Below are 14357 nucleotides of genomic sequence, written 5' to 3'. Positions count from 1 at the left end.
TTACCCAGAGTGTAGGGGAAGGAGGAGGAGGTGACAATAAGCGGCCGGGGGAGGGTCAGCGGCCCGGGCCGGGACGGCCCGGGATCTCGCGCCGGGTGCACTGGTCCGGGCGCACCCACGCCTCGCGGGCGATGGAGAATTCGACCCATTGGGCGCGTACCGCCGAAGCGGTCCACGCCATGGCGAATGCACGGACGGTCTGCCGGGAGCCGTCGGGGTACTCGAGGTCCACCCAGAGGGCCGGCGCGGGGGCGACGGACTCGGTGATCCCCTCGGTGGGTGCTTCGAGCTGGAGCGGGGCCATGAACCGATGCGTGGTCGGCGGGAGGCCGTGCCAGCCGGCGGCCCTAGCCACGCCCACCCGTGCGCACCGCGGGGTGCCATGCCGGCTTGTCCATGCGCCCACTCTACGAGGGCGACGGGCGGGAACCTGAGAGCGGGTGCGCTCAGGCGGCGTGTGCCGCCGAGGGCTTCAGGTCCCGACGCCGGCACCGTGCGGCGTCGACCCATGCTTCCCGCGCCCGTGAGTACTCGATCCACTGGGCACGCACGGCCGTGTCCGTCCAGGCCATCGCGAAACCCTTCCGGGTGCAGGTGGAGCCGTCGGGGTAGTCGAGGTCCACCCACAGTGCGGGCGATCGCAGGGGCTCCGTGATGCCGGTGGAAGGAGCGTCGAGCTGGAGCGGTGGGATGAACCTGTCAGCGCTGGGAGGGATGCCGTGCCACCCCGGTCGTTCTGCCATGCGACGAGGGTATGCCGCGGGTCCGACACTCGATCACGGCGACGGGGCGTCCCCGGCTCCGGCGTGCGCCCGGGCGAGCTCGTCGCTGAACGGTGCGCGGCGCCTGGGGGGCAGCTCGTCGATGAGCTCGTTCACGGCGAGGGCGAGCAGGTCGCATTCGAGGGCGGGCATCGGCATCAGGCCCGCCAGGTAGGCCTCCACCTCGTACTCGTCCACCTCGCCGCTCAGCGAGAAGTAGTGGAGCCACACCTCACCCGTCGAGAAGCCCGATTCGACGATGGCCGCCGTGATCATCGCCCGCTGTTCCTCCGAGTAGGGGAATGTCATCGGGACGCATCCTCCGTTCCGTGGTCACCGTGACCGTTCACGATGTCCGCGGTGAGTTGCCGGAACGGCACCCCGGTGATGCGGGCTCGGGCGGTCAGTGCCGTGAGTGCCTCCGACTCGGTAAGGCCCTCGCGTTCCATCAGGATCCCCTTCGCGATGCCGACGAGGTCGCGCGAGCGCAGCGACGCGCGCAACTCGCTGCTGATCCGGGTCGATGTCTCCGATGTCTGCACGTGTCCGAGCAGGGCGGAGGCGGCGATCGACAGGCTCGTGAGGCGGGCACGGTCGGCGTCGTCGAACGCGGCGGGGACGGTCGAATAGACCTTCATGGCGCCGAGGGAGTCGCGGCCCCTCAGGAGGGGCACGCTGAAGCAGGACCGGACGCCGGCGTCGGCCGCCGCCGCGCTCCACTGCGGGAACCGCACGTCGGTGCTCGTGTCGTCGATCGTCACCGGCGACCGTGTGGACCACGCCGTCAGGCACGGTCCCTCGGACAGGGTGTACTGGAGATCGTCGGCAGTGCGGACGAGCGCGTCCGTCGCGCCCACGCTGGTCCGCTGCGACTCGTGGATGAGTGACACGCCCGCGCCCGACGCATTGGGTGTCGTCTCCTGCGCCACCTGTGCGAGGAGGTCGACGGCGTGCTGCGCCGTCTCCTGCGTGAGCACGAGTCCGCGGATGCGACCGAGCGTCGCACCCAACTCGTTGGAGGGGGGAAATAGGTCCATCAGTAGCCTCGAACGTCATGCCGGGCCTGATCCCGGCGCCACGGGCCTTCTGCTAGACCACGATCGCACGTTGCCGCCGATCCGCTGCTCCCATCCTAGCCGGGCGGGAGGGGAATGGGCGCCGTGATGCAGATGGTTGTTGCGGCGGACACCGCGTGCGGGTAGGCGCTGCACGCCGGGGCTGCCGGCCAACTCGGTGCGGGGCCGGTCCACCCCGTGGCAAGGCATCCGTCACCTGCTTTTCATCTCGTGGAGGCAGGTGTCTGGTTAGGATTGTCGCGACGACGCCACCGACACCGCGCCTCGGACGAGCCGTCCGGAGGACACCCTGGAGGAGGTGCGCCGGCGTCGATGCCGTCGAGCCAGGAAGTGAGGTACGCGCAACGCCATGACGAACGGTGATCTGCAGAAGATCCGCGTCGCAGCAGCGGACAAGGAGGATGTCGAGTTCGAGCTCGACCGCGCCGAACTGATCCTGAAGGAAGCCGTGACCGAGGCGCTCAGCCACGGCGAGGACATCGAGGTCGTCGCCGAGGTCGCCGAGCTGCCGCTGGACGACGTCGCGGAGCTGGCCCGCCAAACGGCCGCACCCGGGCCGATCCTGCCCCTGTGATGCCCCGTCCTAGCGACGCGGCGTACTGTCCCGGATGATCGTCTCCGTGGGGATGGGGGCCGGACCTGTGCCGTTCTCCGCGGAGGCGCCGTCATAGACCGTTCCCGTCGCGAGCTGGAGGGCACGCCGTCCGACGTCCTCGAGGGGGATGCGCACGGTGGTCAGGGCCGGCGTGATGTCGCGGACCGTCGGGATGTCGTCGTAACCCGCCACGCCGATCCCTTCGCCGGGCACGATCCCCGCGTCGCGCAGGGCGGACACGACGCCGACGGCCATGACATCGTTGGCCGCGAAGACCAGGTCCACGGGCGCTCCCGAGGCGAGCAGTTCCTGGGTGCCGCGGTAGCCGCCGTCGCGCGTGAAGTCGGCGTGGACGATGCGCTCGGGGGGAAGGGGGATGCCGTGCTCCGCCAGTCCCGCCGTGAAGCCGTCCAGGCGTTCCTCGGAGGTCCTGATCTCGGGCGGTCCGGCGATGACGGCGAAGTCCCGGTAGCCGAGGCCCGCCAGGGTGACGGCGAGGTGACGTGCGCCGCCACGGTTGTCCAGGAGGACGGTCGCGAAGGGCGCCGCGTCCTGGCTGATGAAGGCGACCTTGCCGCCCGTGTCCTCGAAGGAGGAGAGCTCGGCCCGCAGGTGCTCCTCGAAGGCGGAGCCGGTGGTCCGGGATCCCGCGAGGATCATGACGCGGGGACGCTGCCCACGCAGGGCCCGCACCGTGTCGAGCTCACGCTGGGCGTTGCGGCCCGTGACGGCGATCGTCACCACGAGCCCCTCCTCGCTCGCCGCATCGATCACTCCCGCCGCGATGCTGGAGAAGTAGGGGTCCGCGATGTCGGCCACGAGCAGGGCCACCGTGGTGGTGCTGCCCTTGGCCACGGCCTGCGCGAAGAGGTTGGTGGTGTAGCCGAGTCGCTGGGCCGCTTCGACCACGCGCTGCCGGTAGGCCTCGTTCACCTTCCGCGCGCTGCCGTTCAGGGACCGCGATGCCGTCGCGAGCGAGACTCCGGCCTCCCTGGCGACATCGTGCAGCGTCGCGGGACTCTTGCTTGCCGGTGCAGACATTGCGTGCACTCCTGATGGTGTGGGCGGTAGCCTCGGGCCACGCCCTGCGAATTGCGGAAAGGGCCATTCTTGCACGACGCCGAACGATGCTCGCTCGCGCCTGCCCGGCCGGGTAAACGCTTTCTCTGTTAGTGTTCCGAGGACCGCAACCCTGCCGATGATGGAGGTCTCCGTGCCCCTGCCGAGTCCAGTCGCCGAGTCCGCTGCCGAGTCCGGCACAGAGTCCGCTCCCGGCCCGGAGGTTGCGACGGCCGGGCCGCTCAGGGCGGCCATCCTGGGAACCGGTGGGGTGGCCCACCTCCACGCCCGAGCGCTACGCCTCCTGCCCGGAGTGGAACTGGTCGCAGCTGCGGATCCCTCCGAGCAGCACCTCGCGGCCTTCGCCGACACGTACGGCATCGACTCCCGTTCGGCGTCGCTCGAGGACATGCTCGCGGCCGTCAGCGTCGATGTCCTCCACATCTGCACGCCCCCCGGCGGACATGCCGAACAGACGGCGGCGGGATTCGGGGCAGGAGCCCACGTGGTGGTCGAGAAGCCCGCGGCCCTGAGCCTCATCCAACTCGACACCATGGTCGAGGTCGGTCGCGCCGCCCAGCGCGGCCTCGCCGTCGTCTTCCAGCAGCGCTCGGGAACGGCCGCCGCGCACGTCAAGGAGTTGCTGGACTCGGGTGCGTTCGGACGGACCCTCTCGGCGCTGTGCCAGACGAACTGGTACCGGACGGCGGAGTACTTCGCCGTTCCCTGGCGCGGGACCTGGGCCACCGAGGGAGGCGGCACCACGCTGAGCCACGGAAGCCACCAGGTGGACCTGCTGGCCTACCTGCTGGGCGAGTGGTCCGCCGTGCAGGCCACGATGTGGCGGCTCGGACGGGACGTCGAGACCGAGGATCTGTCCCACGCGTCCCTCGTCTTCGCGTCGGGGGCCGTCGCCTCCGTGGTCACCACCGTCCTCGCGCCGCGGGAGTCGAGCCTCCTCCGGATCGATACCGAGAACGCGACGATCGAACTGGAGCACCTCTACGGCCACGGGCACGCGCACTGGAAGATCACGCCGGCACCCCATGTCGACGAGCGGACAGCGGCGTCCTGGGCGCTCCCCGAGCAGGAGGTCCCGAGCGGGCACGATGCCCTGTTCGCCGAGATCTACGGCTCACTGCTGGCCGGAGGCGGCATGCCCGGGGTCGTGGGACACCCGGCCCGCGCACTGGAGATCGTCAGCGCCATGTACGCCTCGGCACGTGAGGGCCGCTGGATCTCGCGGGCCGACCTCGCCGATCCTGCCTTGCGCGGCGCCCTCACGGCGCCGGTCATCGAAGGCCGACCGGCGGGTCGCCCAGAAGCCCTCCCCGGGGCTCGGCCGCACGGACCCGCGGCATGACCGGTCCCACGCCCGTCCGGACGGCGGACGGCCGGCTCGCCGGCGTCCTGCACGACGGCGGGGGAGCGCCCGCCGAGTATTCGCCCCGGCCCTTCCTGCACCCGGTGTCGACGCCCACGGGCGGCACCGTCAGCGACTGCGGGCCGGCCGACCACCCCTGGCACCGGGGCCTCGGCATCGCCGTGTCCAATGTCGCCGTCGCAGGACAGCGCTACCCGGTCAACCTCTGGGGCGGGCCGACGTACAGCGAGGGTCAGGGCTACGTGCAGTTGCCGAACAACGGCTCCCAGCGGGGCGTCGATGTGGGCGGGGCTCCCGGTGTCCTGCAGCGGCTCGAGTGGTGCGCGGCGGACGGGAGCGCGTTCCTGGACGAGGAGCGGAGATGGGGCGCTCGGACCGTCCACGCCGGCGCCGACTGGATCCTCACCTCGGTGCGGAGCCGGTGGGTCAACACCAGCGCGGGTGCGCTGGCCTTCGGGAGTCCGACGACCGCGGGCCGGGCGAACGCGGGGTACGGGGGATTCTTCCTGCGCCTGGCGTCATCGTTCGACGGCGGCGACATCGTCGCGGGCGCTGCCGCCGGGCCGGATGACCCCGGGCACGTGCCTGCGACCGCCGGGCCGGATGACCCCGGGCTCGCGCCCGGGTCCACCGGCGCGGGGTCCGGTATCGGGTCCCTGAGCGAGGAGGACGCCATGGGCAGCAGACGCTCATGGCTCGGCCTCAGGTCGCCGACCGCATCGGTGCTGATGGTGCCCGCTCCGGGCAATCCCGGCGGGCCCTCGCCGTGGTTCGTCCGCAGCGCCGGCACACCGATGCTGTGCGCCGCACCCTTCTTCCACTCGGAGCTGCACCTCGGCCCGGGCCAGGCGTTCGACTGGGGTTGGTCGCTGCTCGTCGCCGACGGGCGGATGTCGGACTCAGCGTTCGTCGACGCAGCAGCGGCAGCGATCCGGTCCTAGGCCGGGCACCGTCGCACAGCGGCTGACGACCGCGTCCCGTCGAAGGGGACGCGGTCGGGTGAGCCGCGGGACGTTCCCGCTACAGCCCCAGGGACTCCAGGACGGGCAGTTCGGCGCGTGCGCGAGCCCGGGCCTCCGCCGCGGTCGGGGCGGCGACGGCGATGCCTGCGATGCGCTGCGCCTCGGCGAGGGTGACGCTGTTGAGGACGGCGCCGACTCCCGCGAGCGCTCGCGGTGTCATGGACAGCGTCGAGACGCCGAGGCCCACGAGGACGACCGCGAGGGCGGGGTCGGCCGCGGCCTCACCGCACACGCCGACGGGCTTCGCGTGCCCTTCTGCTGCGGAACCCTGCACCGTCAGCTGCACCATGCGCAGGACGGCGGGCTGCCAGGAGTTGTTCAGCGCGGCGAGCGAACCGAGCTGGCGGTCCGCCGCCATGGTGTACTGCGTGAGGTCGTTGGTGCCGAGGCTCGCGAAGGCCACCTCGCCGAGGATCGCCTCGGCCATCAGTGCCGCGGACGGGACCTCCACCATGACGCCCGGGGTCTGCAGGCCGGCGTTGCTGCACAGCTTGGCGAAGTCCGCGGCCTCCTCGGCCGTCGAGATCATCGGCGCCATGACCCAGACATCGGCACTGGCCTGCGATGCTGCGTCGGCGACCGCCTGGAGCTGGCGCTCCAGCACCCCCGGGGACGTGAGGTCGGTGCGGTAGCCGCGGACACCCAGGGCGGGATTCGGTTCGCTGGCGTCGGTGAGGAAGGGCAGGGGCTTGTCGGCGCCGGCGTCCAGGGTGCGGACCACCACCTTCTTGCCCGGGAAGGCGTCGAAGACGCCCTTGTACGCCTCGATCTGCTCGTCCGCCGTCGGCTCCGTGTCCCGCTCGAGGAAGCAGAACTCGGTGCGGAGGAGGCCGACCCCCTGGGCCTTCGCCTCGGCGGCCTTGACGGCGTCCTTCGCTCCGCCGACATTGGCGAGCAGGGGGACCTCGTGCCCGTCGGCGGTGACGCCGGTGCCGTCGAAGACCGTGAGCGCGGCCGCGGCCGCCTTGTAGGCCTCGGCGGCTGCCTCCTCCTCGGCTCCCGGGTCGAGTGCGATCGTGCCGGCCGCTCCATCCACGAAGACGTCCGTGCCGTCGGCGATGTCGTCGACGCCCACGGCCGCGACGACGGCGGGCAGGCCGAGGGAGCGGGCGATGATGGCGGTGTGCGACTGCGGTCCTCCGCCGGAGGTGACGAGGGCGAGGACGACGGCCGGATCCAGGGTGGCGGTATCGGCGGGTGCGAGATCCTCGGCGACGAGGATGAAGGGCGTGTCCGACGACGGGATGCCCGGTGCGGGCAGGCCGCGCAGCTCGGCCACGATGCGGGAGCGGACGTCGAGGACGTCGGCGGTGCGTTCGGCCATGTAGCCGCCGAGGTTGTGGAGCATCTCGGCGACGGACGCACCGGCTTCCCAGACGGCACGCGCGGGAGACGTGCCGTTGTTGATCAGCTTGGTCGCGGACTTCAGCAGCATGGGATCGGCCGCCATCAGCGAGGTCGCCTGCAGCACGGCCTTGGCATCGCCCTTGGCGATCCCTGCCCTGCGCTTCAGCTCCTCCTGGACGGCCTTGGAGGCGGCCTTCAGGGCTGCGACGGCGGCCTCGGGAGCGTCCGGGGAGTCGTGCCGTTCACCGGCTGGAGGTTCGCCGACCGACTTCGGCATGTGGCGGATCGGACCGATCACGCGTCCGGGGCTGACTCCGACCCCTGCGAAATTCTCCATTGAACGTCCTTGTCTCCTTGCCGGTGTGTTTCGGTCTAGCACCATTGTGCCGCTCGAGGCAAAAACTATTTGTGATGCAGTTCATATAACGGTGCTATAGGTGCTACGGTAGCAGGCATGAAAAAAGTAGGCGAACCAGCGCCTAAGGACAGGCTGCTGAGGGCCGCCGCAGCACTGCTCGCGGAGTCCAACGGCGAGCCCGTCTCCACCCGGCAGATCACCGAAGCCGCCCGGGTGACCGCTCCGACCCTGTACCACCACTTCGGTGACAAGGAAGGCCTGTTCGACGCCGTCGTCGCCGAGGGTTTCTCGGAGTACCTCGACGCCGAGAGGGGCCTCCCGACGTCGGGACAACCGATCGAGGACCTCCGGATGCACTGGGACAACCACGTTCAGTTCGGCCTCGACCATCCGCACCTCTACCTGGTGATGTTCGGCAACATCCGGCCCGAGCGCAGGCCATCCATGGTGGCCAGCGCGGAGGCGTTCCTCGAGGAGGTGCTGGCGCGGGCGGCCGCGGCGGCCCGCCTCGTCGTCTCACCGCGTGAAGCCGCCCGCAGCATGCTCGCCGCCAACATCGGCGTCACGCTCATGCTGATCGCGGAACCTGCGGCGAAACGCAACCTCGAGCTCTCCGCCATGACGCGGGAAGCCGTGATCTCGGCCGTGGCCACGGATTCCGAGGGCGACCCCACCACCGACACGGAGGGGACACCCTCCGTGGTCGTGGCGGCGATCGCCCTCAATGCCGCGTTGCAGTCCTCGCACCCCGACCAGCTCTCCAGCTCCGAACTGAAGCTCTTCCTCGAATGGCTCCAGCGCATCTCCAGCAGGTCGGGAAGCTGACGCTTCCCGGTCATCACCCATCCCTCTCCGCAGAGTTGCGGGGACAACGGTAAGGAAAGAATGTGGCAACACAACTAGAAGCGAGGTCCGGCACCAGTGCCCGGGTCCGCGTCCAGAAATTCGGGACGTTCCTGTCCGGAATGATCATGCCCAATATCGGCGCGTTCATCGCCTGGGGCCTCATCACGGCACTGTTCATCGAGGCCGGCTACTTCCCCGTGGGCGTGCTCGGGGGCTTCGGCGAGAACGCGGCCGGCGATCCGAACGTCGGCCTCGTCGGTCCGATGATCACCTACCTGCTTCCGCTGCTCATCGGCTACACCGGCGGCAAGATGATCTACGAGACCCGTGGCGGCGTCGTCGGCGCGGCCGCGACCATGGGCGTGATCGTCGGCACGAGCATCCCGATGTTCATCGGCGCCATGATCATGGGCCCGCTGACCGCCTACCTCATGAAGAAGATCGACAGCATCTGGGACGGCAAGATCCGCCCCGGCTTCGAGATGCTGGTGAACAACTTCGCCGCCGGTATCTTCGCCGCACTCATGGCGGTCTTCGGTCTGCTCGCCGTCGGCCCGCTGGTCACGCTCTTCAGCGACGCAGCCGGCAGGGGCGTGGACTTCCTCGTCAGTTCGGGACTCCTGCCCTTCACGAGCATCCTGATCGAGCCCGCCAAGATCCTGTTCCTGAACAACGCCATCAACTACGGCGTGCTCACCCCGCTCGCCACGGAACAGGCGACCGAGACGGGCAAGTCGCTCCTGTTCCTGCTCGAGGCGAACCCCGGCCCAGGGCTCGGCCTGCTGCTCGCCTACGCGGTCTTCGGCCGTGGCATGGCCAAGTCGTCGGCTCCCGGCGCCATCATCATCCAGTTCCTCGGCGGCATCCACGAGATCTACTTCCCGTACGTCCTGATGAAGCCCCTCATGGTCCTCGCCGTCATCGGCGGCGGCATGGCCGGTATCTTCACCCTCGTGCTCACCGGTGCCGGCCTGCGCTCGCCCGCCGCACCGGGCAGCATCATCGCCGTCTACGCCGCGACCGCCCAGGACAGCTTCATCGGCATCACCCTGTCGGTCCTGATGGCCGCTGCGGTCTCCTTCCTGATCGGCTCGGTCATCCTGAAGACCTCGAAGTCGACGGACGACGACATCGCCGGTGCCGCCTCGAAGATGGAGGGCCTGAAGGGCAAGAAGAGCTCCGTCGCCGGGAACTTCCGCTCGACGTCCGCCACGGACGGACCGATCCGCAACATCGTGTTCGCCTGCGATGCCGGCATGGGCTCCTCCGCGATGGGTGCCTCGGTGCTCCGCAACAAGATCAAGGCGGCCGGCTTCCCGGACGTCAAGGTCACGAACCTCGCCATCGCCAACCTGAAGGACGACTACGACGTCGTCGTGACGCACCAGGACCTCGCCGCCCGCGCCGAGCCCCTGACGCAGCGCGCGACGCACGTCTCCGTCGACAACTTCATGAACAGCCCGCGCTATGACGAGATCGTCGAACTGGTGCGTGCCAGTGCCTCGGCCGAGGGTGGGGTCGATCCGAAGAACCCGATGCCGGCCGCCGCGGCATCGGAGGCCGACGCGGACACCGACGGCGCAGGCACCGGTGCCAATGACGTCCTCGCCGAGCAGAGCGTCGTGCTGAACGGCAGGGCGACCACCCAGGAGGACGCCATCAACGAGGCCGGCCGCCTGCTGGTCGAGCGCGGTGCGGTCGACTCGAGCTACGTCGCAGCGATGCACGAGCGCGAGAAGTCCGTCCCGACCTACATGGGCAACTTCCTCGCCATCCCGCACGGCACCAACGCGGCGAAGGACCTGATCAAGCGCTCGGCCGTGTCGATCGTGCGCTACCCGGAGGGCATCGACTGGAACGGCAAGCAGGTGAAGTTCGTGGTGGGCGTCGCAGGCGTCAACAACGAGCACCTGTCCATCCTCTCCGCGATCGCCCGTGTCTTCTCCGACAAGGACCAGGTCGCCAAGCTCGACGAGGCCACCTCGGTGGACGAGGTCCTCGCCCTCTTCGGAAAGGTCAATGCTTAGTGAAGGCAGTACATTTCGGAGCCGGGAACATCGGACGCGGCTTCGTGGGGCTCCTGCTCCACGAAGCCGGGTACGAGGTGGTCTTCGCCGATGTCGCGGATGCCCTGATCGATCAGCTGGCCTCGACGTCCAGCTACGACGTCCACGAGGTCGGCGAGGAGCCGGCGGTGAAGACGGTGGACAACTACCGTGCCCTCAACTCGCGGTCGCAGGAGGAGGACGTCGTCGCGGAGATCGCGACGGCGGAGATCGTCACGACCGCCGTGGGGCCGAACGTCCTCAAGTTCCTCGCGCCGGTCATCGCCCGGGCGATCGCCCGGCGTAGCGACGAGCTCGCTCCGTTGCAGGTGATGGCGTGTGAGAACGCCATCAACGCGACGGACATCCTGCGCCGCGAGGTCGAGCAGACGTACGACGGTGCGGCCCTGGACCTCGCGTCACGCGCGGTGTTCGCCAACACCGCCGTGGACCGGATCGTGCCGAACCAGGCGCCCGGGCAGGGGCTCGACGTCACCGTGGAGACCTTCTTCGAATGGGTCATCGACCGCACCCCGTTCAAGGGCAACGCGCCTGAGATCCCCGGCGCGACCTACGTCGACGACCTCGAGCCGTACATCGAGCGGAAACTGTTCACGGTGAACACCGGCCACGCGTCGGCCGCCTACTTCGGGTACGCGGCCGGCGTCGAGAAGATCGCCGACGCCATGGCGGACGAGGCGATCGCCGCGAAGGTGCGGGCCGTGCTCGACGAGACGAAGCGGCTGCTCGTCTCCAAGCACGGGTTCGACGCGGCGGAGCAGGAAGCCTACGTGCAGAAGATCCTGCGCCGCTTCACCAACCAGCACCTCCCGGACACGGTGGTGCGCGTCGGCAGGGCGCCGTTGCGGAAGCTGAGCCGCAAGGAGCGGTTCGTCGGTCCGGCCGCCGAACTGGCCGAGACCGGCGTCCACCCGGCCGCGTTGCTCGAGGCCATGCAGGCCGCACTGGCCTTCTCGGCCGCCGACGATCCCGAGGTCGCAGCACTGGCCGAGATCCTGGCCTCCCAGGAGCCGGGCGAGGCGACGACGACGATCACGGGCCTCGAAGCGGAGCACCCGCTGTACGGTCCCGTGCGCGAGATCATCGTGCAGCACGCGCCGGGCCATTCCGCCTGATCGGCCGACGGCAGGGAAAGGGAGCAGCTCCGGCTGCTCCCTTTTTCGTGGTCGGACCTTGACGCCGGGAGCCCCGAAACCTAGGTTGGTTAAGGAAAGCGTTTTCCAATCAAAGGATTCAATGATGAGTTCGGTCAAGAAAACCGCGGTCTCGACCTGCGTCGCCCTCGCCACGGGCACCCTCCTCACCCTCTCCGGTCTCGCCGTCCCTGCCATGGCGCAGGGCCAGGGAGCCGGCAACGCCGCTCCGATCGGGGGAGTGCAACTCGACTACCTGGACCGGGGACTGGTCGCCGCCGCGACGCCCCAGGGTGTGTTCCTCAGCTGGCGGCTCAGAGCGGGCGAGGTGGCCGGCGCGACGGCGGACGGCCTGACGGGCACCGACTTCACGGTCTACCGGAACGGCGAACCCGTCGCCACCGTCACGGACAGCACCAACTACCTCGATACTGCCGTGACCGGGGAAGGCGCGGCCGCCGCCGCACGGTACAGCGTGGGTGCCGTCGTCGACGGGGTCGAGGTGGAGCTGAGCGCCGAGGTGGCACCCTGGACGCAGGCGTACACCGACCTGCCGCTGACCAGACCGGCCGACGGCGTGACGCCGGCGGGCGAGGCCTACACCTACGCGGCGAACGACATGAGCGTCGGCGACGTCGACGGGGACGGCGCCTACGAGTACTTCGTGAAGTGGGATCCCTCGAACTCCAAGGACGTCTCCCAGATCGGGTACACGGGCAACACCTACATCGACACCTACACGGCGGAGGGGCGCCTGCTGAGCCGGGTCGACCTCGGCGTCAACATCCGGTCCGGCGCCCACTACACGCAGTTCCTGGTGTCGGACTTCGACGGCGACGGCCGGTCCGAGCTGATGCTCAAGACGGCGCCCGGGACGAAGACCATCACCTACGGACCCGACGGAGCGGTCACCTCGGAACGCTACGTGACACTGCCCGAGGCCGACGTCGCCGCCGGCTACACGGACACGGACGACTACCGGTTGGATGCCGCAGGCTACTACGAGCACGTCGTCGGGATGTTCAAGGGCTGGCAGGACCACCCCGAGGTCGCCGCGGGGAACTGGCCCGCCACGCTCGAGGAGGCCTTCGGGATCGCGCAGCGCTACGACTACCCGCTGTCGGACGCCGACGCCCGCGCGATGGCGGACTACTTCATCGACGTGTACGCCCCGTCCCGGAGCGCGCGGAACAACCTCCGTGCCTTCGAGGGCTTCATCGTCGACGGACCCGAGTACCTCAGCGTGTTCGAGGGAGCCACCGGTGCCGAACTCGAGACCGTCCCCTACGAACCGGGCCGAGGAGACGACGGCCTGCTGTGGGGGGACTACGCCATGGCCCGCATCGAGCCCGGCAACCGCGTGGACCGTTTCCTCGCCGGCGTGGCGTACCTCGACGGCGAGAACCCGTCGGCCGTCTTCGCCCGGGGCTACTACACGCGGGCCAACATCGTGTCCTACAGCTGGGACGGGGAGCGCCTGGCCCAGGACTGGGCCGTCGATTCGGGCCACGTCCCCATGTCCAACCCCTTCAACGACGGGCCGCACGGCGGCAGGGGCAGCAGCGAGGAATTCGGCGCGCTGTCCGGGCAGGGGTTCCACTCGCTGAGCGCCGCGGACGTCGACGGCGACGGCCGGCAGGAGATCGTCTACGGCAGCGCCACCATCGATGACGACGGCTCGCTCCTCTACAGCTCGTCCGACATCCTCCCCGCCGGCAGCTCCGCCCCCGGGACGGAGGCGAAGCTGGGCCACGGCGACGCGATCCACGTCACCGACATCGACCCGGACCGCCCCGGCCAGGAGATCTTCTCCGTGCACGAGGGTGCGACGGGGGCTCCCTACGGCTGGGCCATGCGGGATGCATCGAACGGCGAGGTCCTGTTCGGCGGCTACACGGGCAGGGACACCGGCCGCGGCATGATCGGCGACATCGATCCCGCCGTCCGCGGCATCGAGAACTGGGCCGTGGGGCTCCGCTCGGCGTCGGGGCAGCTCCTTCCGGGCAACGGCCCGGGGACGAACATGAGCATCCGCTGGGCCGCCGATGGCACCACTCAGCTCGTCAACGGCACCGGCAACCAGTCCACCACGATCGACGACGCGAAGCGCGGCCGCCTGCTCACGGCGACCGGCACGCGTACGAACAACGGCACCAAGGGCAACCCGTCGCTCGTCGCGGATGTCCTCGGCGACTGGCGCGAGGAACTGCTGGTCCGGACGGCGGACAGCTCTGCCGTCCGGATCTTCGTGAGCACCGAGGTGACGGACCGGAAGCTGTACACCCTGATGCACGATCCGCAGTACCGTGCGGAGATCGCCCGCCAGAACACGGCCTACAACCAGCCTGCCTATACCGGCTTCTACCTGGCCTCGGACACCGACTTCACCGGTGTCCCCGTCCCGGACGCGTTTCTGCCCGGTGCGCTTCCCGCCCTGCAGCGACAGCTCGAGCAGGCCATCGCGGCGGGCGACGTCTCGGGTCCGGCCGCGCAGCAGCTACGGACCTCGCTCGACCAGGCCCAGCGCGCCGTGGAGAGGGACCAGTCCGGCAATGCGGTGCGGGCCCTGCAGAAGTTCCTCGACCGGCTGGAGCAGACGAAGCCGGGCACCGTGTCCGACGAGGCCCGGGTCCAGCTCGGGTACGCGGGATCGGCGGTCCTCACCACGCTGGGCTGACGACGCCGAGCAGAACTTCAGGCAGGATCGCGT

General features: G+C 69.8%; 13 protein-coding genes. 7 read left to right on the top strand and 6 right to left on the bottom strand.

Annotated elements, in window-relative coordinates:
* Positions 1-55: 55 nt before the first annotated feature.
* The 4 genes from ACX80L_RS00530 to ACX80L_RS00515 all read right to left on the bottom strand — a co-directional run bounded on the left by ACX80L_RS00530 (position 56) and on the right by ACX80L_RS00515 (position 1798).
* Complete coding sequence (locus tag ACX80L_RS00530) at positions 56-304, bottom strand: hypothetical protein (RefSeq protein ID WP_459287036.1); 249 nt, start codon at positions 302-304, stop codon at positions 56-58.
* Between the two features lie 142 nt (positions 305-446).
* Positions 447-743: a hypothetical protein gene (locus tag ACX80L_RS00525; protein ID WP_133082470.1), complete on the bottom strand. Its 297-nt coding sequence runs from the start codon at positions 741-743 to the stop codon at positions 447-449.
* Between the two features lie 33 nt (positions 744-776).
* Positions 777-1070 (bottom strand): hypothetical protein, encoded by a 294-nt coding sequence (locus tag ACX80L_RS00520; protein WP_133082471.1) that lies wholly within the window; start codon positions 1068-1070, stop codon positions 777-779.
* The gene (locus tag ACX80L_RS00515) at positions 1067-1798 is read right to left on the bottom strand and encodes a GAF and ANTAR domain-containing protein (RefSeq protein WP_459287033.1); all 732 of its coding nucleotides are present in this window, start codon (positions 1796-1798) and stop codon (positions 1067-1069) included. Before ACX80L_RS00515 ends, ACX80L_RS00520 begins: the two co-directional genes overlap by 4 nt.
* A 388-nt stretch (positions 1799-2186) precedes the next feature.
* Between ACX80L_RS00515 and ACX80L_RS00510 the strand changes: the two genes are divergently transcribed.
* Positions 2187-2411 (top strand): hypothetical protein, encoded by a 225-nt coding sequence (locus ACX80L_RS00510; protein ID WP_459287031.1) that lies wholly within the window; start codon positions 2187-2189, stop codon positions 2409-2411.
* A gap of 9 nt (positions 2412-2420) precedes the next feature.
* Here the strand turns inward: ACX80L_RS00510 and ACX80L_RS00505 are convergent, their stop codons facing one another.
* Entirely contained in the window at positions 2421-3473 is a 1053-nt protein-coding gene (locus ACX80L_RS00505; protein WP_459287029.1) for a LacI family DNA-binding transcriptional regulator, read from the bottom strand.
* 160 nt (positions 3474-3633) lie between these two features.
* Between ACX80L_RS00505 and ACX80L_RS00500 the strand changes: the two genes are divergently transcribed.
* Positions 3634-4854 (top strand): Gfo/Idh/MocA family protein, encoded by a 1221-nt coding sequence (locus ACX80L_RS00500; RefSeq protein WP_459287027.1) that lies wholly within the window; start codon positions 3634-3636, stop codon positions 4852-4854.
* The gene (locus tag ACX80L_RS00495; protein ID WP_459287025.1) at positions 4851-5816 is read left to right on the top strand and encodes a DUF6807 family protein; all 966 of its coding nucleotides are present in this window, start codon (positions 4851-4853) and stop codon (positions 5814-5816) included. The genes ACX80L_RS00500 and ACX80L_RS00495 overlap by 4 nt, the downstream gene beginning before the upstream one ends.
* A 79-nt stretch (positions 5817-5895) precedes the next feature.
* Here the strand turns inward: ACX80L_RS00495 and ptsP are convergent, their stop codons facing one another.
* Positions 5896-7581, bottom strand: a complete 1686-nt coding sequence (gene ptsP, locus ACX80L_RS00490) for a phosphoenolpyruvate--protein phosphotransferase (protein ID WP_459287024.1) — start codon at positions 7579-7581, stop codon at positions 5896-5898.
* Positions 7582-7698: 117 nt separating this feature from the next.
* On the opposite strand from ptsP, the gene ACX80L_RS00485 reads away from it, so the two are divergent.
* The 4 genes from ACX80L_RS00485 to ACX80L_RS00470 all read left to right on the top strand — a co-directional run bounded on the left by ACX80L_RS00485 (position 7699) and on the right by ACX80L_RS00470 (position 14324).
* Positions 7699-8427 carry a TetR/AcrR family transcriptional regulator gene (locus tag ACX80L_RS00485; protein ID WP_133082478.1) on the top strand — a complete coding sequence of 243 codons (729 nt, stop codon included), beginning with the start codon at positions 7699-7701 and terminating at the stop codon, positions 8425-8427.
* A gap of 62 nt (positions 8428-8489) precedes the next feature.
* A complete protein-coding gene (locus ACX80L_RS00480) occupies positions 8490-10475 on the top strand; it encodes a PTS mannitol transporter subunit IICBA (protein WP_208739358.1) in 1986 nt (661 codons plus the stop codon).
* Positions 10475-11629, top strand: coding sequence for a mannitol-1-phosphate 5-dehydrogenase (locus tag ACX80L_RS00475; RefSeq protein ID WP_459287021.1), 1155 nt, complete (start codon positions 10475-10477; stop codon positions 11627-11629). The genes ACX80L_RS00480 and ACX80L_RS00475 overlap by 1 nt, the downstream gene beginning before the upstream one ends.
* A 124-nt stretch (positions 11630-11753) precedes the next feature.
* Complete coding sequence (locus ACX80L_RS00470; RefSeq protein WP_459287019.1) at positions 11754-14324, top strand: rhamnogalacturonan lyase; 2571 nt, start codon at positions 11754-11756, stop codon at positions 14322-14324.
* The last annotated feature ends 33 nt before the right edge of the window (positions 14325-14357 follow it).

This window comes from Arthrobacter sp. MDT1-48-3, assembly GCF_054511015.1.
Note: the sequence above shows the minus strand (reverse complement) of the source record. Positions and strands in the feature narration are given on the sequence as shown.

What these genes read in the sequence shown, in the direction of transcription:
- ACX80L_RS00505 (WP_459287029.1), bottom strand. Translation starts at nt 3,473, where the DNA reads ATGTCTGCACCGGCAAGCAAGAGTCCCGCGACGCTGCACGATGTCGCC.
- ptsP (WP_459287024.1), bottom strand. Translation starts at nt 7,581, where the DNA reads ATGGAGAATTTCGCAGGGGTCGGAGTCAGCCCCGGACGCGTGATCGGT.
- ACX80L_RS00485 (WP_133082478.1), top strand. Translation starts at nt 7,699, where the DNA reads ATGAAAAAAGTAGGCGAACCAGCGCCTAAGGACAGGCTGCTGAGGGCC.
- ACX80L_RS00525 (WP_133082470.1), bottom strand. Translation starts at nt 743, where the DNA reads ATGGCAGAACGACCGGGGTGGCACGGCATCCCTCCCAGCGCTGACAGG.
- ACX80L_RS00515 (WP_459287033.1), bottom strand. Translation starts at nt 1,798, where the DNA reads ATGGACCTATTTCCCCCCTCCAACGAGTTGGGTGCGACGCTCGGTCGC.
- ACX80L_RS00530 (WP_459287036.1), bottom strand. Translation starts at nt 304, where the DNA reads ATGGCCCCGCTCCAGCTCGAAGCACCCACCGAGGGGATCACCGAGTCC.
- ACX80L_RS00500 (WP_459287027.1), top strand. Translation starts at nt 3,634, where the DNA reads ATGGAGGTCTCCGTGCCCCTGCCGAGTCCAGTCGCCGAGTCCGCTGCC.
- ACX80L_RS00520 (WP_133082471.1), bottom strand. Translation starts at nt 1,070, where the DNA reads ATGACATTCCCCTACTCGGAGGAACAGCGGGCGATGATCACGGCGGCC.
- ACX80L_RS00495 (WP_459287025.1), top strand. Translation starts at nt 4,851, where the DNA reads ATGACCGGTCCCACGCCCGTCCGGACGGCGGACGGCCGGCTCGCCGGC.
- ACX80L_RS00510 (WP_459287031.1), top strand. Translation starts at nt 2,187, where the DNA reads ATGACGAACGGTGATCTGCAGAAGATCCGCGTCGCAGCAGCGGACAAG.
- ACX80L_RS00470 (WP_459287019.1), top strand. Translation starts at nt 11,754, where the DNA reads ATGAGTTCGGTCAAGAAAACCGCGGTCTCGACCTGCGTCGCCCTCGCC.